Origin of the sequence: Nonomuraea sp. NEAU-A123 (assembly GCF_018603905.1) — a bacterium.
Lineage (GTDB): Bacteria > Actinomycetota > Actinomycetes > Streptosporangiales > Streptosporangiaceae > Nonomuraea.
Genome location: NZ_JAHFZZ010000007.1, coordinates 22,032 through 43,474, shown reverse-complemented (window position 1 = coordinate 43,474; position 21,443 = coordinate 22,032). Strand labels below are relative to the sequence as shown.

23 protein-coding genes are annotated in these 21,443 nt (G+C 71.4%); 12 read left to right on the top strand and 11 right to left on the bottom strand.

The window, feature by feature from the left end:
- Position 1: 1 nt before the first annotated feature.
- The 4 genes from KLK06_RS22370 to KLK06_RS22355 form a co-directional block, all read right to left on the bottom strand.
- On the bottom strand, positions 2-1,021 hold the full coding sequence (locus KLK06_RS22370) for an MlaD family protein (RefSeq protein ID WP_214637527.1): 1,020 nt from the start codon (positions 1,019-1,021) through the stop codon (positions 2-4).
- Between the two features lie 3 nt (positions 1,022-1,024).
- Positions 1,025-1,879: an ABC transporter permease gene (locus tag KLK06_RS22365; RefSeq protein WP_214637526.1), complete on the bottom strand. Its 855-nt coding sequence runs from the start codon at positions 1,877-1,879 to the stop codon at positions 1,025-1,027.
- Positions 1,879-2,664 (bottom strand): ABC transporter permease, encoded by a 786-nt coding sequence (locus KLK06_RS22360; RefSeq protein ID WP_250905862.1) that lies wholly within the window; start codon positions 2,662-2,664, stop codon positions 1,879-1,881. The genes KLK06_RS22365 and KLK06_RS22360 overlap by 1 nt, the downstream gene beginning before the upstream one ends.
- A 152-nt stretch (positions 2,665-2,816) precedes the next feature.
- Entirely contained in the window at positions 2,817-4,202 is a 1,386-nt protein-coding gene (locus tag KLK06_RS22355) for an aminopeptidase P family protein (RefSeq protein ID WP_214637525.1), read from the bottom strand.
- A gap of 148 nt (positions 4,203-4,350) precedes the next feature.
- Here KLK06_RS22355 and KLK06_RS22350 point away from each other — a divergent pair, with 148 nt between their 5' ends.
- Positions 4,351-4,779 (top strand): CBS domain-containing protein, encoded by a 429-nt coding sequence (locus tag KLK06_RS22350; RefSeq protein WP_214637524.1) that lies wholly within the window; start codon positions 4,351-4,353, stop codon positions 4,777-4,779.
- 69 nt (positions 4,780-4,848) lie between these two features.
- On the opposite strand, the gene KLK06_RS22345 is transcribed toward KLK06_RS22350, so the two are convergent.
- Positions 4,849-5,277, bottom strand: coding sequence for a hypothetical protein (locus KLK06_RS22345; RefSeq protein WP_214637523.1), 429 nt, complete (start codon positions 5,275-5,277; stop codon positions 4,849-4,851).
- On the opposite strand from KLK06_RS22345, the gene KLK06_RS22340 reads away from it, so the two are divergent.
- The 3 genes from KLK06_RS22340 (at position 5,270) to KLK06_RS22330 (ending at position 7,978) form a co-directional block, all read left to right on the top strand.
- A complete protein-coding gene (locus tag KLK06_RS22340) occupies positions 5,270-5,473 on the top strand; it encodes a hypothetical protein (RefSeq protein ID WP_214637522.1) in 204 nt (67 codons plus the stop codon). The genes KLK06_RS22345 and KLK06_RS22340 overlap by 8 nt on opposite strands.
- A 61-nt stretch (positions 5,474-5,534) precedes the next feature.
- Positions 5,535-6,308: a cyclase family protein gene (locus KLK06_RS22335; RefSeq protein WP_214637521.1), complete on the top strand. Its 774-nt coding sequence runs from the start codon at positions 5,535-5,537 to the stop codon at positions 6,306-6,308.
- Complete coding sequence (locus KLK06_RS22330) at positions 6,305-7,978, top strand: thiamine pyrophosphate-binding protein (protein WP_214637520.1); 1,674 nt, start codon at positions 6,305-6,307, stop codon at positions 7,976-7,978. Before KLK06_RS22335 ends, KLK06_RS22330 begins: the two co-directional genes overlap by 4 nt.
- 33 nt (positions 7,979-8,011) lie before the next feature.
- On the opposite strand, the gene KLK06_RS22325 is transcribed toward KLK06_RS22330, so the two are convergent.
- The 3 genes from KLK06_RS22325 to dhaK form a co-directional block, all read right to left on the bottom strand.
- The gene (locus KLK06_RS22325) at positions 8,012-8,395 is read right to left on the bottom strand and encodes a PTS-dependent dihydroxyacetone kinase phosphotransferase subunit DhaM (protein ID WP_214638024.1); all 384 of its coding nucleotides are present in this window, start codon (positions 8,393-8,395) and stop codon (positions 8,012-8,014) included.
- 87 nt (positions 8,396-8,482) lie between these two features.
- Positions 8,483-9,166 carry a dihydroxyacetone kinase subunit DhaL gene (dhaL, locus tag KLK06_RS22320; protein WP_250905861.1) on the bottom strand — a complete coding sequence of 228 codons (684 nt, stop codon included), beginning with the start codon at positions 9,164-9,166 and terminating at the stop codon, positions 8,483-8,485.
- Positions 9,166-10,146: a dihydroxyacetone kinase subunit DhaK gene (dhaK, locus tag KLK06_RS22315; protein WP_214637519.1), complete on the bottom strand. Its 981-nt coding sequence runs from the start codon at positions 10,144-10,146 to the stop codon at positions 9,166-9,168. Before dhaK ends, dhaL begins: the two co-directional genes overlap by 1 nt.
- Before the next feature lie 52 nt (positions 10,147-10,198).
- On the opposite strand from dhaK, the gene KLK06_RS22310 reads away from it, so the two are divergent.
- Both KLK06_RS22310 and KLK06_RS22305 read left to right on the top strand, forming a co-directional pair.
- Entirely contained in the window at positions 10,199-11,368 is a 1,170-nt protein-coding gene (locus KLK06_RS22310) for a cytochrome P450 (RefSeq protein ID WP_250905911.1), read from the top strand.
- 18 nt (positions 11,369-11,386) lie between these two features.
- Entirely contained in the window at positions 11,387-12,142 is a 756-nt protein-coding gene (locus KLK06_RS22305; RefSeq protein WP_214637517.1) for a 1-acyl-sn-glycerol-3-phosphate acyltransferase, read from the top strand.
- A gap of 75 nt (positions 12,143-12,217) precedes the next feature.
- Here the strand turns inward: KLK06_RS22305 and KLK06_RS22300 are convergent, their stop codons facing one another.
- Both KLK06_RS22300 and KLK06_RS22295 read right to left on the bottom strand, forming a co-directional pair.
- On the bottom strand, positions 12,218-13,024 hold the full coding sequence (locus KLK06_RS22300) for a serine/threonine-protein kinase (protein ID WP_214637516.1): 807 nt from the start codon (positions 13,022-13,024) through the stop codon (positions 12,218-12,220).
- A 56-nt stretch (positions 13,025-13,080) separates the two neighbouring features.
- Positions 13,081-14,331, bottom strand: coding sequence for an MFS transporter (locus tag KLK06_RS22295; RefSeq protein ID WP_214637515.1), 1,251 nt, complete (start codon positions 14,329-14,331; stop codon positions 13,081-13,083).
- Between the two features lie 68 nt (positions 14,332-14,399).
- Here KLK06_RS22295 and KLK06_RS22290 point away from each other — a divergent pair, with 68 nt between their 5' ends.
- The 6 genes from KLK06_RS22290 (at position 14,400) to KLK06_RS22265 (ending at position 19,582) form a co-directional block, all read left to right on the top strand.
- Positions 14,400-15,035 carry a helix-turn-helix transcriptional regulator gene (locus KLK06_RS22290; protein ID WP_214637514.1) on the top strand — a complete coding sequence of 212 codons (636 nt, stop codon included), beginning with the start codon at positions 14,400-14,402 and terminating at the stop codon, positions 15,033-15,035.
- A gap of 298 nt (positions 15,036-15,333) precedes the next feature.
- Positions 15,334-16,227: a siderophore-interacting protein gene (locus tag KLK06_RS22285; protein WP_214637513.1), complete on the top strand. Its 894-nt coding sequence runs from the start codon at positions 15,334-15,336 to the stop codon at positions 16,225-16,227.
- A gap of 14 nt (positions 16,228-16,241) precedes the next feature.
- A complete protein-coding gene (locus KLK06_RS22280) occupies positions 16,242-17,261 on the top strand; it encodes an iron-siderophore ABC transporter substrate-binding protein (protein ID WP_214637512.1) in 1,020 nt (339 codons plus the stop codon).
- Positions 17,258-18,268, top strand: coding sequence for an iron ABC transporter permease (locus tag KLK06_RS22275; RefSeq protein ID WP_214637511.1), 1,011 nt, complete (start codon positions 17,258-17,260; stop codon positions 18,266-18,268). Before KLK06_RS22280 ends, KLK06_RS22275 begins: the two co-directional genes overlap by 4 nt.
- Positions 18,268-19,296: an iron chelate uptake ABC transporter family permease subunit gene (locus KLK06_RS22270; RefSeq protein WP_214637510.1), complete on the top strand. Its 1,029-nt coding sequence runs from the start codon at positions 18,268-18,270 to the stop codon at positions 19,294-19,296. The genes KLK06_RS22275 and KLK06_RS22270 overlap by 1 nt, the downstream gene beginning before the upstream one ends.
- 139 nt (positions 19,297-19,435) lie before the next feature.
- Positions 19,436-19,582 carry a hypothetical protein gene (locus KLK06_RS22265; protein ID WP_214637509.1) on the top strand — a complete coding sequence of 49 codons (147 nt, stop codon included), beginning with the start codon at positions 19,436-19,438 and terminating at the stop codon, positions 19,580-19,582.
- 87 nt (positions 19,583-19,669) lie between these two features.
- On the opposite strand, the gene KLK06_RS22260 is transcribed toward KLK06_RS22265, so the two are convergent.
- Positions 19,670-21,382: a S8 family serine peptidase gene (locus KLK06_RS22260; RefSeq protein ID WP_214637508.1), complete on the bottom strand. Its 1,713-nt coding sequence runs from the start codon at positions 21,380-21,382 to the stop codon at positions 19,670-19,672.
- Positions 21,383-21,443: the final 61 nt, after the last annotated feature.

Below are 21,443 nucleotides of genomic sequence, written 5' to 3'. Positions count from 1 at the left end.
GTCAGTCCCTCCCGTCGGTCGGGCCGCAGGAGCCGACGACGAGCTCGCAGATGTCGGTCGAGACGAACGCCTCCACCTGGAGCTGGCGGGTGTTGCCGGGGCCCGGCGCCTCGATCAGCTTGTTCAGCAGATCCACCAGCCGGTTCAGGCCGCGTACGCCGTCACCGGCCAGGCCGAGCTGGGCGTAGATGAGCGCGGCCACCCGCTCGCCCGAGTGGACGCCCGCCCGCAGGTCCTGCCGGTGCTCGCGCAGGCCGTGCGCGGCCAGGTCGGAGACCGAGGTGACCTCCTGGAGCAGGACCCGCACCTTGTCGGCCCGTTCCAGCAGGTCGGGGGTGATGACGTTGACGTCGGAGGAGATGGACACCAGCTCGTCGCCCTTGTCGGACAGCGCGGTGGACAGCCCGGCCGCGTCGTGCAGGAACTGCCTGGCCCGCGCGCGCTGCCGGTGCGCGACGCCGACGACCGTGCCCGCGTCGTCGATGAGCTCGCGCAGCCGCGTCCCCTCACCGTCGAGCCCCTGGGCCAGCGTGTGCACGATGACGGTGACCTCACGCGGGTCCACGGCGTTCAGGCCGCGGTAGGCGGCGCCGAGTGTGTCGGACAGGTCGAGCGGCTCCTCGGTCGTGGTGATGACCGCGCCGCTCGCCAGGTAGGGGCCGGTGGTCTCGCCCGCGCCGAGCTTGAGGTCGACGAACTTGGGCCCGAACACCGACGACGGCTCGACGGCCGCGACGGTGCTGCCCGGCAGCCGGACGCCGGGCTGGATGGCCATGCTCACCACGGCCTTGCCCTTGGCGTCGAGCGACACCTTCGTCACGTCACCGACCGTGATGCCGCGGATCTTGACGGGGGACTGGGTGTCCAGGCCCTGGCCGGCCCGGTCGAACACGGCGTCGATCCTGGTGCCGCTGATCTCGGACGCGGTCCGTACGATGAGGATCGTCGTCGCAGCGAGCACCAGGATGAGCGCGAGCGCGATGCCCGCGCGGACGGGCAGGGAGAACTCATCGCGGCCCATCGCTCACCCCGTCAGCTTCACGCTGCCGCCGCCACCCCAGAACAGGTACGACAACAGCAGGTTGAGCAGGACGATCGTGACGATCGACTGCCGGATCGCGCGCCCCGCCGCCACCCCCACGCCCACCGGGCCGCCGGTGGCGTAGAAGCCGTAATAGCAGTGGATGACGACGACGGTGAAGGCGAAGATGGCCACCTTGGTGACGCTGAACACGATGTCGCTGACCGGCAGATACAGGTAGAAGTAGTAGTCGTAGACGCCCGGCGCCAGCCCGAACAGCACCGTGCTCATCAGCCGGGTGGCGAAGAAGCTGGCGAACAGCGCGATCAAGTAGATCGGGACCAGCGCCAGCAGCGCCGCGACCACCCGGGTGCAGATCAGGTAGGTGAAGGCGTTGATGCCCATCACCTCCAGCGCGTCGATCTCCTCGGAGATCCGCATCGCGCCGAGCTCGGCGGTGAACGACGAGCCGACCTGCGCGGCCAGCGCGGTCGCGGCGATGATCGGGGTGATCTCGCGTACGTTGGCGAAGCTGCCGACCAGGCCCATGAACGACTCGGCGCCGATCGCCGCCAGCCCCTGGTAGCCCTGCAGCCCGACGGTCGCGCCCACGACGAAGGCCATCGTGAACACCACGAAGATCATGCCGCCGCCGATGACGGTCGCGCCGACGCCCACCACCACGTCGCTGACCTGGCGGACGACGACCTTGACATACTTCAGCCGGAGGATCACGTCGCGGACCGAGTAGAACAGCACCTTCCACACGAACAGCGGCCAGTTGGCCAGGGTCGCGAACCGCTCCGCCCATTCGCGCCCGGTGACGGCGACCCTGAGGCCGGCCGTACGCGTGACCATCACAGCGCCCTCGGCGGGTAGGCGAGGAAGTAGACCGCCGAGATCACGTAGTTGAACGCGAACACCAGCATGAACGTGACCACCGTCGACTGGTTGACCGCGCGGCCCACGCCGACGGGGCTGGTGGCGCAGGTCATGCCCTTGTAGCAGGCGACGGCCGCGGCGATGAAGCCGAAGATCCACGCCTTGAACAGGGTCACGTAGAGGTCGGAGCTCACCACGAGGGACAGCGCGCCGTCGAAGTACGCGCCGGAGGTCACGCCCTGGACGACCACGTTGAAGAAGTAGCCGCCGCCGGCCCCGGCCAGGATGACCAGCGGGCACAGGCAGACCGCGACCGTGCTGGCCGCCCACATGCGCGGCGTGACCAGGCGGTGGATCGGATTGACCGACATCACCTCCATGGCGCTCAGCTCGTCACGGATGTGCCGCGCGCCGATGTCGGAGGTCATCGCGCTGCCGCCGGCCCCGGCGATCAGCAGGGCGCTGGCCAGCGGCGCGACCTCCCGGATGAGCCCGACGAACACGGCGCTCCCGGTGGCGGAGGCCGCGCCGAGCTGCCAGGCCAGGTCGCCCACCTGTAACGCCACGGTCGCGCCGAGGGGTAACGAGACGAGCAGCACGGGCACGCTGGTCACCCGGGCCAGGAACCAGCACTGGTCGACGAACTCCCACCACCAGCTCCGGACGTCCCAGCTACGGCGCAATCCCTCCAGGACGATGACGAAGAGGTCGCCCACCTGGCCCAGCACGGACACGGCCTTGCGGCCCACGTATCCGGACAACTGACCACCTCGTAACCAGCCGACTACGGAGCAGTAACCCTACTGACGGGCCGTCTAGTAAGTCGATGCTTTCGCTGGAATTTGAGGAAAAGGTATGAGACCCAGCTCACATGTTGTCAGCTCGCGACGAAATGTGACCGCTGCGCAGCCGGTCAGCCCAGCAGAGCGGCCATCCAGGCTTCGACGTCGGCGGGGTGGCGGGGGAGGGCGGCGGACATCAGGCGGGCGCCGTCGGCGGTGATCACCAGGTCGTCCTCGATCCGGATGCCCAGCCCCCGGAACTCCGCCGGCAGCGTGAGATCGTCGGGCTGCAGGTACAGGCCCGGCTCGACGGTGAGCACCTGGCCCTCCTCCAGCACGCCGTCCAGGTAGACCTCGGACCGCGCGCGGGCGCAGTCGTGCACGTCCAGGCCGAGCATGTGGCCGCTGCTGCACAGCGTGTAGCGCCGGTACAGGCCCGACTCCATCAGCGCGTCCGGCGAGTCGCGCAGCAGGCCCCAGTCGTGCAGGCCCTCGCTGATGACGCGCATCGCCGCCAGGTGGAAGTCGCGGAAGCGGGCGCCGGGCTTGAGGGCGGCGATCCCCGCCGTCTGCGCCTCGTAGACCAGCTCGTACGCCTGCCGCTGCACCGGGCTGAAGCGGCCGGACAGAGGCAGCGTGCGGGTGACGTCGGCCGTGTAGAGGGTGTCGGACTCGACGCCCGCGTCGAGCAGCAGGAGGTCGCCGGCGTCGAGGCGGCCGTCGTTGCGGATCCAGTGGAGCACGCACGCGTGCGCGCCGGAGGCGACGATGCTGGGGTAGCCGACCGCGTTGCCCTCCAGGCGCGAACGGAGCCCGAACATGCCCTCCAGGTAGCGCTCGCCCCGCGGGTGCCCGAGCGCGGCGGGCAGCGCGCGTACGACGTCCTCGAAGCCGCGCGCGGTGGCGTCGACCGCCGACTGCAGTTCGCCGATCTCCCACTCGTCCTTGATCAGCCGCAGCTCCGCCAGGAAGCCCTCGAACTCCGCGTCGCCCGGCAGCAGCGCGTCGACCGCCGCGTCCACCCCGCCCAGCACCCTGGCCGGCCCCTTCAGCGACAGGTCGCGGATGTGCGCGCAGCCGATCTGGTACAGCTCGGCGGCCTCCGCCAGGTCCGGCCGCCGCCCCACCCAGAACTCGCCGTAACGCCTGTCGCGGTAGAACTCCTCGCCGTCCTCGCGCGGCGAGCGCGGCCTGAGGTACAGCGTGGCCTCGCCCGACGGCTCGATGACGAGCACGTCACCCGGCTCGCCCGCGCCCGTCAGATAGGAGAACGCGCTGTGCGGCCGGAAGGGGTAGTCGCTGTCGTTGCTGCGCGCCTTCAGCGTCCCGGACGGCACGACGAGCCGCTCGCCGGGGAAGCGGGCAGCGAGCGCGGCGCGGCGCCGGGCCGCCCAGGGCGCGATCGGCAGCGCCGCCACGTCCGTGCGCCGGGTGTCGGCCCAGCCCGTCCGCATGAACGCGGCGAGTTCCGCGGTGATGGGCAGGTCGTGGCTGCCGGTATTGAGCGGCTCTGTCATGACGCATCCTGTTTCACAAGGTCCGTGTACGGCATGCAGCCTACGGGAACGCTTGACGGCGTCCCTACCTGCTTGCTTGCCTGAAAGCGACGCGGGTGGAGCGCTTAGTGGAGCCCACGCGGGGTAACTGAGAGCCGAGGTGGTTCAGATGCTCATCGGGACGATTCTGCGCGGCAAGGGAAGCGATGTGACGACCGTGGCGCCGGAGGCCACGGTCCGCGAGCTGCTGACCAAGCTCGCCGAGCACAACATCGGCGCCGTGGTCGTCTCCGCCGACGGCGCGACGATCATCGGCATCGTGTCCGAGCGTGACGTGGTCCGGCGCCTGCACGACCGCGGCGCGGCCGTGCTCGACCAGCCGGTGTCCGCGATCATGACCTCCGAGGTACGGACGGTAGGCCCGCACGACAACGTCGACGAGCTGCGCCGGACCATGACCACGCACCGGTTCCGCCACATGCCCGTGGTCGAGGACGGGCGGCTGGTCGGCATCGTGAGCATCGGCGACGTGGTCAAGAGCGCGATCGAGGAGCTGGAGACGGAGAAGGCGTCGCTGGTCGACTACCTCCACCGTTGACAGGGGTGGGACGCTGGTGCCCGTGATGTACGGGCCTCCTCCCGAATACCCGCCGGCTCCTGACTATCCTCAGGCGACGAAGAGTCCGCCGATCATCGTGCTCGTCTCCGGGCTGACCTGCGTGCTGGGGTTCCTGCTCGGGTTCTTCACCGGGATGGGCTCTGGGGAAACGACGGACGCGTCCGCCGCCGGGCCCCGGGTGACGGTGACGATCGAGGACTCGACCCCGCCGGCCGACCAGCAGACGGACCCGTCGGCCACACCGGGCTCGACCGGGTCCAGTCCGGCCGGCCTGGGCCCGACCGGCTCGGCTCCGACCGGCTCAGCTCCGACGGGCTCGGTTCCGACGGGCTCGGATCCGGCAGGCTTAGGTCCGACTGGCTTGGGCCCGACAGGCTTGGGCCCGACCGCGTCGAGTCCGGCCAGTTCGGGTCCGGCCGCGTCCGCGCCGCCGGGCGGGCTCGCCGCCACGCGGACGCTCATCGTGGGCGTGGACATCCAACCCGGCAACTACCGTACGACGGGTCCCGTGGCGGGCGCGGCCAAGTGCTACTGGGCCCGGATGAAGAGCGCGTCCGCCCAGGTCAGCGATGTGATCTCGGCCGGTATGCCCGCGGGCCCCGCCACCGTGACGATCATGGCCACCGACAAGGCGTTCCAGACGGCCGGTTGCGCCGAATGGACCAAAGCCTGAGGTGTTTGGAGCCTGGTCGGCCGATGTAAGAGGATGCAGCCAGCCCATCAAGGAGGATGACATGTCGATCTTGCGGAGCCTGGTGGAGAGCCTGCGCGGTGGCGCCATCGAGGTGGTCGATCTCACCTCGCCCCTGTCGCCCGAGACGCCGATCCTTCAGTTGCCCGAGCCGTTCGGCAACACGATCCCGTTCCGGCTGGAGGAGATCAGCCGCTACGACGACCGCGGCCCCGCCTGGTACTGGAACGACATCCACACCGGCGAGCACACCGGCACCCACTTCGACGCGCCGATCCACTGGGTGACCGGCCGCGACGGCCAGGACGTCTCCCAGGTCCCCGTGTCCAGCCTGCTGGCGCCCGCCGTCGTGCTCGACCTGTCGGCCGAGGCGGAGAAGGACCCCGACTTCCTGCTCCAGATCGACCACGTCAAGGAGTGGGAACGGGCCAACGGCCCGCTGCCCGACGGCGGCTGGCTCCTCTACCGCACCGGCTGGGACGCCAGGTCCGCCGACCAGGCCGCCTTCCTGAACGCCAACGAGACCGGCCCGCACACCCCCGGCATCTCCGTCGAATGCGCCGCCTGGCTGGCGAACGAGACGCCCATCCTCGGGCTCGGCGTCGAGACCGTCGGCACCGACGCGGGCACCGCCCACTCCTTCGACCCGGCCTTCCCCTGCCACTCGTTCCTGCTGGGGGCGGGCAAGTACGGCCTGACCCAACTGCGCAACCTCGACCGCCTGCCGGTCACCGGCGCCGTCGTCCTGGCCCCGCCGCTGCCGATCGTGGGCGGGTCCGGAAGTCCTGTGCGGGTGCTGGCGTTGGTCGAGCGGTGATCGTCGCCGAGGCCGTCGGGCGGGTGCTGGCCGAGGTCGGGGTCGACACCGCGTTCGGTGTGGTGGGCAGCGGCAACTTCCACGTCACCAACGCCCTCGTGGAGCACGGCGTACGCTTCGTCGCCGCCCGCCACGAGGGCGGGGCCGCCACCATGGCCGACGCGTACGCCAGGATGAGCGGCAAGGTCGGGATCGTCTCCGTCCACCAGGGCCCCGGCCTCACCAACGCCATGACCGGGATCGCCGAGGCGGCCAAGAGCCGTACCCCGATGATCGTGCTCACCGGCGAGGCGACGGACGTACGTTCCAACTTCCACGTCGACCAGGACGCGCTGGCGGCGGCGGTCGGCGCGGTGCCGCTGCGCGTCACCGCGGGCCGCGAGGCGGTCGAGGAAACGCTGTCGGCCTACCGCACGGCCTCCCGCGACCGGCGCACGGTGGTGCTCAACCTGCCGCTCGACGTGCAGCAGGACATCGTCCCGTGGCGCGGCCTGATCGGCGAGTTCCTCGACCACATGGTCGCGTCCCATCGCGTGGTGGCCGACACCGCCGATCCGTCGTTCCGTACGCCCGCGGCCGCGGAGATCGACGCGCTGGCCCGGCTGCTGGCGGAGTCGCGGCGGCCGGTGTTCATCGCCGGGCGCGGTGCCCGGCACGCCAGGGCCGAACTGGAAGAGCTGGCCGCCGCCACCGGCGCGCTGCTCGCCACCTCCGCCGTCGCCAAGGGGCTGTTCCGTGGCAGCCCGTGGGACCTGGACGTGAGCGGCGGCTTCGCCACGCCCCTGGCCGCCGAGGTGATCCGCGACGCCGACCTCGTCGTGGGATGGGGCTGCGCGCTCAACATGTGGACCACCCGCCACGGCCGGCTGATCGGCGAGCACGCCACGCTCGTCCAGGTGGATCTCGACGAGAGCGCGCTGGGCGTCCACCGGCCGGTCAGCCTCGGCCTGGTCGGCGACACGGCCGCGACGGCCAGTACAGTCCTGCACGCCCTCGAACCCACTCCCGAGCGCGGCTACCGGTCGGCGGAGGTCGCCGGGCGGATCCGGGCCGAGGGCAGGTGGCAGGCGGTGCGCTACGACGACGAGGGCGGCGAGGGGCTGATCGATCCCAGGACGCTCACGATCGGGCTGGACGAACTGCTGCCTGCGGAGCGGATCGTGGCCGTCGACTCCGGCAACTTCATGGGCTACCCGGCCATGTTCCTCGATGTGCCCGACGAGCGAGGGTTCTGCTTCACGCAGGCGTTCCAGTCGATCGGGCTGGGGCTGGCGACCGCGATCGGCGCCGCGCTCGCCCGGCCCGACCGGCTGCCGGTGGCCGCGCTGGGCGACGGCGGGGCGCTGATGGGCATCGCCGAGTTCGAGACCGTCGTACGGCTCGGCCTGCCGATGGTGGTCGTGGTCTACGACGACGAGGCGTACGGCGCCGAGGTGCACCACTTCGGGCCGCACGGGCACCCGCTCGGCACGGTCACGTTCCCGCCCGCCGACTTCGCCGCGATCGCCACCGGCTACGGTTTCGCGGCCGTGACGGTCACCGGGGCCGATGACCTGGCCGGGGTGGCCGAGTGGCTGAAAGGCCCCAGGGACCGGCCGCTGCTGGTCCACGCCAAAGTCACCAGGGAGCGCGGCTCGTGGTGGCTGGAGGAGGCGTTCAAGGGTCACTGAGCTTGCGCGGCTCGTGGGGGCTGGGGGAGGCGTTCAGGGGTTACTGAGCTTGCGGAAGTCGCGAGCCTCCTCGGCGGCCGCGAGGACGGCGGCCAGGGGCGCGCCCGCGCTCGCCGTGACGGCCGCCGCGATCGCCCCCTCCACGAACGGCACGTCGGCCACCACCACCCGCCCCGGCTCCTCCAGCAGCCGGGCCGTCAGCACCGAGCTGCCGAGATCGGGCACGAGCACCACGCCGTCACCTCGGTCGACCGCCGCGAGCGCCTTCTCGATCAGATCGAGACTCGTGCCCAGCCCACCGTCCTCGGTACCGCCCGCCGCCGCCACCAGGGCGCCCGCCCCGGCGATGCCACGGACGAGCGCGGCCGCCTCCACCGCCAGCCCGGCGCTGTGCGCGACCAGCACGATGCCCACCATCACGAGCCCACCCGCCCGGGGCCCGCTTTCACGGGCCCACCATTGCGGGGTCCGCCGTCACGAGGCTCACCATCACTGGCCCCGCCATCACGAGCCCACGGCTGCGACGGTGGCCAGGGAGGCGACGATGAGTGCCGACGATGCTGCCCCCGGATCTTCGTGCCCGATGCTGCGCTCGCCCAGGTAGCTGGCCCGGCCCTTGCGGGCTCGCAGGGGGATCGTGGCCCGCGCGCCCTCCTCGGCCGCGCGCGCCGTCAGCTCGAACGCCTCCCGCACCCCCACCCCATCCCGTACGGCCAGCGCCAGGGTCCGCGACGCCGGGACCAGCGCGTCCACCATGGTCTTGTCGCCCGGCACGGCCTTCCCCAACTGCTCGACCGCCACCACCCCGGCGTCGAACGCCGCCGCGAACCCGGCCAGCGTCACCGGCTCCTCCACCGCCTTGCCCATGGCCCGGAACGCCGAGCCGTACAGCGGCCCGGAAGCCCCGCCGACGCGGCGGATCAGCGTCGTGCCGGCGGACAGCAGCGCCTGGCCGGGCGAGGTCGGCGGCGAGTCGGTCAGCGCCTTGCCCACCTCGGTGAAGCCGCGGTCGAGGTTCGTGCCGTGGTCGGCGTCGCCGATCGCCGCGTCGAGCGCGGTCAGCCGCTCGCGCTGGAGCCTGACCTGCTTGGCGATGTCGTCGAACCAGGCGACGAAGAAGTCCGTGGTCAACACGCCGCCGTCCGCGAAGTCGCCGCCCACGGAGTCGGGGTCCATCGAGGTGCTCATCAGCGCCCCCAGCGCAGCCCCGGCGTCTCGACCGGCGCGTCCCACAGGCGCGTCAGCGTGTCGTCGAGCCGGCAGATCGTCACGGAGAAGCCCTGCATGTCCAGGCTCGTCACGTAGTTGCCCACCAGCGACCGGGTCACACGCGCCCCTTTGCCGTGGATGAAGGCACTCACCTCGGCGAACGCCACGTACAGCTCGATCAGCGGCGTGCCGCCCATGCCGTTCAGCATGACCAGTAGATCGCCCTCCAGCGGCAGTTCGCCGTGGATCGCGTCCATGGCCACCTCGGCCAGTTCGCGGGCCGAGGCCAGCGGCGCCCGGGTCCGGCCGGGCTCGCCGTGGATGCCGATGCCCAGCTCCACCTGCGTGTCCGGCAGGTCGAAGGTCGGTTTGCCCGCCGCGGGCGTCGTACACGAGGTGAGCGCGATGCCGAACGAGCGGCTGCGCTCGTTCACCTCCGCAGCCATGCCCGCCACCTCCCTCAGCGGCGCGCCCTCCTCGGCCAGCGCTCCGGCGATCTTCTCGACGAACAGCGTCGCCCCGGTGCCCCGGCGGCCCGCCGTGTAGAGGGAGTCCTGGACGGCCACGTCGTCGTTCACGAGCACGCCGGCGACTTGGACGTCATCGCACAGTTCGGCGGCCATCTCGAAGTTCAGCACGTCGCCGGTGTAGTTCTTGACGATGTGCAGCACGCCCGCGCCGCCGTCGACGGCCTCGGTGGCGTTGATGATCTGGTCGGGCACGGGCGAGGTGAAGATCTCTCCCGGGCAGGCCGCGTCGAGCATGCCGTACCCGACGAACCCGGCATGCAGCGGCTCGTGCCCCGAGCCGCCGCCGGACACCAGCCCGACCTTGCCCGCCCGCGGCCCCGACGCGCGGTAGACGACCCGGTCGCGGACCAGCAGCGACGGGTGCGCCGCCGCCATCCCGGCCAGCGCGTCGTCGACCATGGATTCGGCCGAGTTGATGAGCTTCTTCATGATGAGAAACATCTGCCCGTTTCGCTGTAAGGACAAGCGTCTTAGCGTGGGCATGGTGGAACTCGTCTACAGCCCCTACGACCCTGCCGTGAACGATGATCCGTACCCCGTGTACGCCCGGATGCGGCGCGAAGCGCCCGTCTACCACAATCCCGAGCTGAACTTCTGGGCACTGTCGCGCTACGACGACGTAGCCGCCGCGCTCGTCGACAGCGCCCGCTACTCCAGTGACCACGGCCCGGTGCTCGACGGCGGGGTCTGGGGGCCGAAGGCGCGCACGATGCTGTCGTTCGTGGCCACGGACCCGCCCGACCACACCCGCATGCGGTCGATCATCGCCCGCGGCTTCACCATGCGCCGCGTCGCCGCGCTCGAGCCGATGATCAGGAGGCTCGCCCGCGGCTATGTCGAGGAGGGCCTGGAGAAGGGCACATTCGACTTCGCCCGGGACCTGTCGGCCAAGCTGCCGCTCGACGTGATCTCCGAGCTGATGGGCGTGCCGCCGTCCGACCGGGCCGAGGTGCGGGAGCGTAACAACGGGCTGCTCCGGTACCACCCGGGGAGCGATCCGTCCGAGGAGGGCCTGCACAACCTCTTCTCGCTGGGCGGCTACTACGCCTCGATCATCGCCGAGCGGCGCAAGGCGCCGCGGGACGACCTGGTCTCCGTGCTCGTCGCGGACGACGGGCTGACCGACGAGGAGATCGTGCCGTTCATGCTCCTGCTGGTCGGGGCGGGCTCGGAGACCACCACCCACCTGCTCAACGCCGCCTGGTACTGGGCCTGGCGCAACCCGGAGCAGCGCGCCGCCGCCTTCGGCGGGGTGATCGCGCCGTGGATGGAGGAGTCGTTACGTTACGACACCCCCGCGCAGGGTACGGCGCGGCGGCTCACCGAGGACACGGTCCTGCACGGCACCGCCCTGCCGGCGGGGACGCGGATGTGGCTGCTGGTCGGGTCGGCCAACCGTGACGAGAGCGTCTTCCCCGACCCCGACGCCTACGATCTGGGCCGCGACACGTCGAAGTTGATCAGCTTCGGCGCGGGCCGCCACTACTGCCTCGGCGGGCCGCTGGCCAGGATGGAGGCCCGGGTGACGCTGGAGGAGCTGACGAGGCTGATCGCCCTCGACTACGACATCGACGCCGCGGGCATCAGGCGCACCAGGCACGGGAACGTACGGGGCATGCTCAGCCTCCCGACTACCGTCCGACCGGCCTGAATAGGCTACCTTCTGGTCATGGCTGAGATCGTGTACCCGCCGGTGATCGCCGCCGCGCGGACCCTCTTTCGCGTGCTCGACTACCGCTTCCACCTGGAAGGGACCGAGAATGTGCCGCGGACCGGCGGAGCGGTGCTGGTCAGCAATCACATCAGCTATCTCGACTTCATCTTCGCCGGGTTCGGTGCGGTGCCGTCCAAGCGGCTGGTGCGGTTCATGGCCAAGCAGGATGTGTTCGACCACCGCATCTCGGGCCCGCTGATGCGCGGCATGCACCACATCCCGGTCGACCGGGGCGCGGGCGCGGGGTCGTACGCGACCGCGCTGCGCATGCTGAAGGCGGGGGAGGTGGTGGGCGTCTTCGCGGAGGCGACGATCAGCCGGTCGTTCACGGTAAAGGAGATCAAGAACGGCGCCATCCGCATGGCCCAGGCGACCAAGGTGCCGGTCATCCCGATGGCGCTGTGGGGGAGTCAGCGGATCTGGACCAAGGGCCGGTCCAAGCAGCTCACCCTGCGGCATGTGCCCATCACGATTCTGGTGGGGGAGCCCATCCACCCCAAGCGCGGCGAGGACGTCAACCAGCACGCCGCCGACCTGCACGCGCGGATGTCGGAGCTGGTGGACCGGGCTCAGCGCACCTACCCGGAGATCCCGCCGGGCGTGTGGTGGCAGCCCCGCCACCTCGGCGGCACGGCTCCCACCCCGGAGGAGGCCGCCGCCATGGACGCCGCCGAGGCGGAGGCCCGCGCCAAGCGGGGCGAAGAGGACTAGCGACCGGCCGCAGGAAAGCAGCGGCCGGTCGGCCAGCCGTGGGCGGTCAGGTAACCGCAGGGGCACAGCGGCCGGTCAGATCGCCGCGGGGTAGCTGCTTGCGCGCATGCCCGCCAGCAGTCCGGCGGTCTGCTCGGGCGTGAAGCGGCGCACCGGGTCGTGGGACAGCAGACCCTCGATGAGCGGCCGCATCACCCCTGCCCGGCGCGGTGGCGGGTAGCCGCCGCTCCTGGCCATGCCGAGCACCGTGGCCGCGTCCTGCCCGGGGTAGGGCGGCTGGCCCTCGATCGCGCTGTACAGCGTGGCGCCGAACGACCACATGTCGGCTTCCTTGCTGGCCGGGCCGCCGTGTAACCGCTCGGGGGCCATGAACGCGGGCGTGCCGCGCAGCCGCCGGGACGTGGTCATCCGGATGTCGCCCTCGACCGTGGCGATGCCGAAGTCGGTCAGCACCACGCGGTCGCCGGTGAGCATCACGTTGGCGGGCTTCACGTCGCGGTGCAGCACCCCGGCCTGATGCGCGGTGCGCAGCGCGGCGAGCAGGTGCACACCGATCGCCGCCACCGACTGCGCGGGCAGCGTCCCCACCTGAGAAAGCAGTTGGTGGAGCGAAAGGCCGTCGAGGTACTCCATCACGATCCAGAGCTTGCCGCCCTCTTCTATGAGGTCGTGGACGGTGACGATGTTCGGGTGGGTGAGGCCAGCGGCCATCCGCGCTTCACGAAGGACCCGGCGGCGGACCATCTCGGCCTCACCGCTGAGGGTCAGCTCCTTGAGCGCCACCTCACGATGGAGAAGCTGGTCGAAGGCTCGCCAGACGACTCCCATACCTCCACGACCGGCCTCCTCATTGAGGAGGTACCGTCCGCCGATCTCCCGCATGCCATCCCCTCATTGCTCGGGGTAATCATGTCATCTCGGGGTAGGCCAAAGTGTGACTAACGTGATCTGAATGTGTCGAGAACGGAAGGTGCGCTGGTCAAAGGGTGAGAAATTCGATCGTGTAAGGCTCGCCACACGAGCCCCACGGCCACCAAGCAGACCCCCGCGGCGCCCGCGAGGACGACGGTCAACCCGGCCAGTTCGGCCGCTATCCCGCCGAGAGCGGCCCCCACCGGCATGCCGCCCATGCCGATCAGCCGGTAGGCCGAATTGACCCGGCCGAGCAGCTCGGCCGGGATCAGCCGCTGCCGTGTGGAGATGACCAGTACGTTCGCGACGGCCCCGGTGACACCCCACACCACGCCGGTCGGGTACATGAGCCAGGCGACGGGCCAGAACACCGGCACGAGGTACAGCAGGGCGCTCACCAGCCAGGCGCCGACCAGCGTCCGGCCCTCCCCGAACAGCCCGGAGACCCGCTCCGAGATGAGCGACCCGGCCACCGCGCCGACGGCCAGCGCGGTCATCATCAGGCCGTACCCGCTGGGCGACAGCCCGATCCGCGACCCGTCGCCGACGGCCCACAGCACGAACACCCCGAAGTAGGCGGCGCTGGCGAAGTTCAGCATCCCGGCCGAGACGGCCAGGGTCCGCAGGAACCGCTGGGACCAGAGATAGCGCTGAGCCTCCACGATGTCGCGCAGCAGCGACCGCCTGGGGCCCCGCTCGGCAGGTGCCCTGTAAGGGCCCCTCATGCCCAGCAGGAGCAGGCCCGCGGCGCCGTACAGGAGGGCGGGGCCGCCGACGACGGCGGCGGGCAGCAGCGTGACCACGAGGCCCGCGATCGGCGCGCCGGCGAACTCGTTGCCGATCATCTGGGCGCTCTGCACCCGTCCGTTCGCCGCCGTGATGCGCTCAGGCGGCACCGCCATCGGCAGCACCGACTGCGCCGAGGTGTCGGCGAAGACCTCGGCCACGCCCGCCAGCAGGACGGCGGCCAGCATGACCCACAGGTTCAGCAGGCCGAGCAGGCCGAGCACGGCGGCCGCCGCGAGCACGGCCGAACGGGCGAGGTTGGCCAGCACCATGATCCGCCTGCGGTCGAGCCGGTCCGCGATCGCGCCCGCGTGCAGGGCGAACAGTAACCACGGCAGCGTGGCGGCCGCCCCGGTCAGCGACACCAGCGTGGGGGACCGGGTCATGGACACGGCCAGGAGCGGCGCGCCGACCTTGAGCACGCCGTCCGCCAGGTTCGAGAGCGCGGTCGACGACAGCAGGAAGCCGAACGATCGGCCGAGACGTGGCATGGCCCACTCCGATAATGTGTAAGGGAAACTATGCACAGATTTCTTTGCAAGGATAGGTGTGCACAGCCATGCAGAGCAAGCACTACTCCGCCAGGACGCTCGACGCGAACGCGCTGAAGTCGTTCGCGCACCCGCTGCGTCTGCGCATCTACGAGCTGCTCGACGAGCACGGCCCGTCGACGGCGACCAGGCTGGCGGGCCTGCTCGACCAGAACACCGGGGCGACCAGCTACCACCTACGCGAGCTGGCCCGGCACGGCATGATCGAGACGGTGCCCGAGCTGGGCAAGGGCAAGGAGAAGTACTGGCGGATCGTGCCGGGCGGCTTCTCCTACGGCGACCCCTCGGCCGACGCCTCGGCCGATCCCGAGGTGGCCGGCGCGTTCGCCTTCCTGCTCGACGACCTCATCCGGCAGCGCGGCGCCGAGCTGGCGCGCTGGCGCGAGGAGGAGGCCACGACTCCGGAGGAGTGGGTGCAGGCGAGCGGCTTCGGCCGCCGGTCGATGCGGCTCACCGTGGCCGAGACGCGGCAGATGCGCGACGAGGTGTTCGAGGTGCTGGAGAAGTACCGGGCGGTGGCCGACCGCCGCGAGATCGACTCTCCCGGCGCCCCGGACCCGGCGACCGGTCGCGTGGTGGTCCACTTCGACGTTCTGCCCGTGAGCGGCAAAGACGTTCTGCCCGTGAGCGGCGAAGGCGCCTAGGGATATCCCTAGGTCCGGCCCTGTCGCGACGCCGCCGATCTCCGCCTAGTGTCCTGCATCAGGCTTCCATGCTCCGTCCGCATGCCGGGCGCGGCGCCGCCGAGGGAGCGGGCGATACTCGGCGGCGCCGCAGCCCTCGTGTCGCAGACCTCCGAGTCCGCCGGACATGGGCTCGGAAAGGCAGGCGCCCCCGTCCCGGGCTGGAGGGACGGGGGCGTTTGCCGTTTCCGGGGGGCGGGCTGGTCGATCAGCATGGGTTAGGTTAGCCTCACCTTAACGAAAAGAGGTGGAGCTGACGATGACCGAGCCCTTTCGCATGTTCGACGTACGCGTGAACCGGTTAGCACGCCTGAGCCCGTCGTTCCTGCGTGTGACGTTCGAGGGAGAGGACCTGCACGTCTTCGCCGACAACGGGTTCGACCAGCGGATCAAGCTCATCCTGCCGGTCGACGGGCACGGGCTGGAGCACCTGCCGTCCGGCCCCGACTGGTTCCCGCGCTGGCGCGACCTGCCCGACGAGCAGCGCAACCCGCTGCGTACCTACACCGCCCGCCTGGTACGCCCCGAGGCCCGCGAGGTGGACGTGGACGTGGTCCTGCACGACCACGGCGACGGTCCCGTGGCGCGCTGGGCGGCCGGTGTGCGGCCGGGCGACGTCGCGGTGCTGCTCGGCCCCGACGCCCGGCACGCCGGGCCGCACGGTGGCCTGGAGTTCCATCCGCCCGCCGACACCGGGGCGGTGCTGATCGCCGGTGACGAGACGGCCGTCCCCGCGATCTGCTCCATCCTCGAACGGCTCCCGGCCGGCTCCCAGGGCGAGGCGCTGATGGAGGTGCCGCGCACCGACGACTTCCTGCCCGTCGAGACGGCGAGCGGGGTGAAGGTCACCTGGCTGGCCCGCGACGGCGCGGAGCGCGGCGCCCTGCTCGTGCCCGCCGTCCGGGCCGCCGCCGACCGGCTGCTCCCACCGCTGCCCACGCCGGACTCCTTCGAGGACGTCGACGTGGACGTCGAGGAGCTGTGGGAGGTGCCCGAGGAGTCGCCGTACGGCCCGCTGTACGCCTGGCTGGCCGGCGAGGCGGGCGTGATCAGGACGCTCAGGCGGCATCTGGTCGCCGAGCGGGGGATGGACCGGCGGGCCGTGGCCTTCATGGGCTACTGGCGGCTGGGCCGCGCCGAGCACAACGAATAAGGGAGTCTCCAGCAATGACCCGCGTCCTGTACGTGCTCGCCGCCCTGACCCTCGCCCTGGTCACCGGATGCGGCTCCACCACCACCCCCCAGACCCCCGTGGCGGCGGCGTCGGCCTTCTCCGCCACCCTCACCCACAAGTACGGCAGCACGACGATCACCGCCAAGCCCAAGCGGATCGTCACCGTCGGCCTCGTCGAGCAGGACGCCCTGCTGGCCCTCGGCATCGTGCCCGTCGCCACCACCGAGTGGTTCGGCGGCTACCCGGGCGCGATCGGCCCCTGGGCCAAGCCCAAGCTCGGCTCCGCCCCGGTCCCGCAGGTGCTCAAGGACACGGGCAGCGGCCCCCAGATGGAGAAGATCGCGGCACTGCGGCCCGACCTGATCCTGGCCCTGTACTCGGGGCTGACCCAGGAGCAGTACACCACCCTGTCCAAGATCGCGCCCACGGTGGCCCAGCCGAAGGAGCACATCGACTACGGGATCTCCTGGCAGGAGGTGACCAAGCAGGTCGGCGTGGCCGTGGGCGAGAGCGCCAAGGCGGACGCGCTGGTCAAGCAGGTGGAGGACCGGTTCGCCGCCGTGCGGAAGGAGCATCCGGAGTTCGCCGGCCAGACCGGGCTGATGGCCACGGTCTACGAGGGCTACTTCGTCTTCGGCAGCCAGGACCCGCGCTCCCGCCTGCTCGCCGCGCTCGGCTTCACGCTGCCCGCCGACCTGGACCAGGCCATCGGCGACAAGTTCGGCGCGAACATCAGCCGCGAACGCCTCGACCTGCTCGACACCGGAGCGCTCATCTGGAGCGTGACCAACGTGGACAAGGACACCGCCACGCTGCGCGGTGACAGCGTCTACAAGGGGCTCAAGGTGGTCAAGGAGGGGCGCGAGGTGTTCGTGAAGGAGAGCACCGACGACGGCAACGCCGTGTCCTTCATCACCGTGCTCAGCCTGCCGTACGTACTCGACGCGTTGGTGCCGCGGCTCGCGGCGGCCGTGGACGGGAACCCGGCGACCGAGGTCGGACTGCCCTCGTGACCCGACGGGCCGCCCTGGTGGGGGCGTCGCTCGGCGCCCTCGCCCTGATCTGCCTGCTGTCGCTGGCCCTGGGCGCCCGCCAGATCCCCCTGGGCGAGGTGGTCAGGGCGCTGGGCGGCCTGGGCGTGGACCGGGAGACGCATGACGTGATCTGGTCCGTACGCGTGCCGCGGACGCTGCTCGGCGTGCTCACCGCGGCGGCGCTCGGCCTGTCCGGCGCGCTCATGCAGGCGCTCACCCGCAACCCCCTCGCCGACCCCGGGGTTCTCGGCGTCAGCGCGGGGGCGGCGTTCGGCGTGGTGATCTCCATCGGGGTGCTCGGTATCAGCGCGCTGTCCGGGTTCGTGTGGTTCGCGCTGGCGGGCGCACTGGTGGCGAGCTTCGTCGTGTACGCGCTGGCCGGGATGGGCCGCGACGGGATGACGCCGGTCAAGCTGGCCCTGGCCGGGGTGGCCGTCACGTTCCTGCTCAGCTCGGTGACCAGCGCCATCGTGCTCGTCGATCCCGAATCGCTGAACCGCTACCGGTTCTGGTCGGCCGGGTCGCTGTCCGGGCACGGCTCCGGCGTACTGCCGCAGTTGCTGCCGTTCATCCTGGCGGGGGCCGTGCTGGCGCTCGCCTGCGCGCCCGCGCTCAACAGCCTCGCGCTCGGCGACGACGTGGCCCGCGGGCTGGGCCGCCGGGTGGGCCTGGTCCGCCTTCAGGGCGCGGCGGCCGTGATGCTGCTGACCGGCGCCGCGGTCGCGGCCATCGGACCCGTCGTCTTCGTCGGACTGGTGGTGCCGCATCTCGCGCGGGCCGTCGCCCGGCGGGCCGGCGCCGAGACCGACCACCGGCTGCTGCTGCCCCTGTCGGCGCTGCTCGCGCCGTGCCTGCTGCTGGCCGCCGACATCCTGGGCCGCCTCGTCGTGCCGCCGATCGAGGTGCAGGCCGGGCTGCTGGTCGCGTTCATCGGCGGGCCGTTCTTCATCGTGCTGGCCCGCCGGCAGCGGCTGGCGGAGCTGTGATGGGCCAGCTCACCTTCCGCCTCTCGACGCCGCCCGTGTCCGGCGTGCTGCGCCCGCGGGTCGTCGTGGTGTGCCTGGTCCTGGCCGCCGCGACGTTCCTGGTCTTCTGCCTCGGCATCGGGCTGGGCGAGTTCCCGCTCGGCCTCGGCGAGGTCGTCCAGTCCCTGCTCGGCACCGGCGACCAGGGCACCCTGTTCGTCGTACGGGAGCTGCGCCTGCCCAGGGCGCTGACCGGGCTGCTCACCGGCGCCGCCTTCGGGCTGTCCGGCGCCCTGTTCCAGACCATGACCCGCAACCCGCTGGCCAGCCCCGACATGATCGGCGTCACCCAGGGGGCGGGCGTCGCGGTGGTGGCCGGGATCGTCCTCGGCATCGGGTCCGGGCCCGGCACGCAGGTGCTCGGCTTCACGGGGGCGGTGCTCGCGGCGGTGCTCACGTACCTGTTCGCCTGGCGGCGCGGCACCACCGGGTACCGGATCGTGCTGGTCGGCATCGGCCTGTCGTGGATCTTCACCAGCGCCACCGAATATCTCATGGTCACGAGCGACACCTTCCAGGCGCAGGCCGCGCTCGGCTGGCTCTGGGGCAACCTCAACGGCCGCACCTGGAGCCAGGCCGTGCCGCTGGCGGTCGCCCTGGCCGTGCTCGTGCCCGTCGCGCTGCTGCTCGGCCGCTGGAGCCGGGCGCTGCAGCTCGGTGACGAGGTGGCCGTGGTGCTCGGCGCGCCGGTGCAGCGGGCGCGGCTGACGCTGCTGCTGGTGGGCGTCGCGCTGGTCGCCTTCGGCACGGCCGCCGCGGGGCCGATCGCGTTCGTCGCGCTGGCCGCGCCGCAGATCGCCCAGCGCCTGGCCCGCACCGCCTGGCCGCCGCCGGTCGCCTCGGCGCTGGCCGGGGCGTTCGTGGTGCTGGCGGCCGATCTCGTGGCGCGCCGCGTCATCCCGGACGTGGAGCTGCCCGTCGGCGTGGTCACCGGCGTGCTCGGGGCGCCGCTCCTGCTCTGGCTCCTCGCCCGGGGCCGCCGTGCCTAGCGTCGTCCCGCGGGCGCGGTCTCCCGTACGGCCGGCGCCGGGATCAGGGCGGCGGTGACCACGGCGAGCAGGGCGATCACGGCGAACGTCCAGAACGGCAGCAGCCCGGCGGGGTAGAACTCCCACAGCGGCGGCGGGCGTGCTGCTCGGCCACGCCCCCGTCGACGCCGAAGGGCTGCCGCACCTGAGCGCGGTCGCTGCCCACCTGGGCGCGATGACGTCGGCGGACCTCTTCGAGACCGAGCTGGCCCTGGTGATCGAGGCCATGGGCGCTCAGAGGTCATAGCGCACGCCGGTCGGCTCCTACGGCAGCCGGCGCCGGTCCCGGGTGACCCGGTGCGCGTTCGCGGGCGCGCACCGGGCATGCCGTCGGCTACCGAGCCGCGTTCAACGCGTCGACGATGCCCGATCCGTAGAAGCCGTTACGCGCCCTGCCGCCTTCGCAGGTGTGCGTGTCCGTCACCGTCGCACCGGTCGGCAGGATGCGGGTGTAGGTGAACGCGCGTGGCTCCGGGCACGGCGTCTTGGTGGCGGTCGCCTTGAGCGCCGCCTCCACCGCGTCCGGGTTCATGGTCAGGCCGCCGTGAGCGCGGTCGCGGTGGCCGTACCGGCTGATGATCAGCGCGGCCACGCCCGCGGCCCGCGGCGAGGCCATCGAGGTGCCCTGCAGGTAGGTGTAGTACGCGCAGACCGAGTCGCGGCAGTCGCGCACCACCGACGGGGTGTTCGGCGTGCCGTCGGGGTTGAGCTGCCCGTTCTCCTGCGCCAGCGACTGCGGGTAGGCCGCCAGCGTCGCCCTGGTCACGTCACGCGTGTTGGTCGGCGTGTCATAGGCGTCGCCACCGGGTGAGGCCACGTCCACATAGCCGTTGCCGTAGTCGGAGTAGTACGACTTGCGCTTGCTGATGCCGGTGGCCGACACCGCGATCACGTGCTGGCCCTCGCTGGGCATGGACACGCAGCTCGGCGGGATCGTCCGATCGTACGGCGCCTCGCCGGGCACGCTGGCGAAGTCGGGGCTGGAGCCGTCGATGATCTCCTTGGTGTAGTCGGTGGCGCCGTTGCCCGCCGCCGACACCAGCGTCACGCCTCTGGCGTGGGCGTAGTTCAGCGCCCGCTGGGTCGCCTTGATGATGGTGGCCTGCTCGGCGCGGTCGGCGGGGGAGTCGGCCGGGTTGTCCACGCAGTTGAACAGCCACGGGTCGATGTAGTAGCTCATGTTGACCACGTCGATGCCGTGGTCGCCCGCGTACGTCAGGCCGTCCACGCTCGGCTGGAGGAAGAAGAAGCCGGAGTCCTGGCCGACCCGCAGGTTGACGATGGACACCTTGGGCGCCACACCGGCCACGCCGAGCCGGTTGATCGGGGAGGCGATGGAGGACGCCACGTGGGTGCCGTGCTCGTTCTCGTCCACGTCCGCGGGGTCGTTGCAGGAGTGGTCGGCCTCGGCCTCACAGGGCCCGTCGACCGTGGCGCCGTTGGCGTCGACCGGGATGTCGACCGTGAAGTTACGGCTCAGGGCGCGATTGAAGTTGGGTGCGATGTCCGGATGCGAGGCGTCCACACCGGTGTCCAGGATGCCGACCAGCACCCCCGGATCGCCCTGCTGGTAACGGTAGGAACCGTCCGCGGTGGCGTGGATCTGTTTCATGTCCCACTGCAGTTCCGACAGCGGTTCGGCCGTCGGAGCGGGCTTACCGAACGTGGTGGCGGCGGGGGCGCCGTCAGCGGCCTTCTCCACGGCCTCGACGGCCTTGCGGGCTTCGGCGGCGGAGCGGGCGGCGGACGGGACCGTTCCGATGGACCGGTTGTGCGCCACGCCCTCGATCGAGGAGTTGGCGGCGAGGGCGGTGGCGAAGCCCGCGTTGGTGGTGGAGATCGTGGCCACGCCGACGGCGGTGTTCTCCTTGACCACCGTGCCGCCGGCGGCCTGGACCGCCTTGCGGGCGTCGGCCGGGCGCACGCCCTCCTTGTATAAGACGACGTATTCGGTTTCCTGACCGGTTGGGGTCCGGACTGCCTGAGCGGGGGTGACGAGGGCGGTCGCCACAAGGGTGCAGGCGGCCAGGACGATGACACGCTTCACGCGTACCTCCGGGCTTAGACGGATATCTCCACCAATCTGGTCATGTTTGGTGGCTACGTCT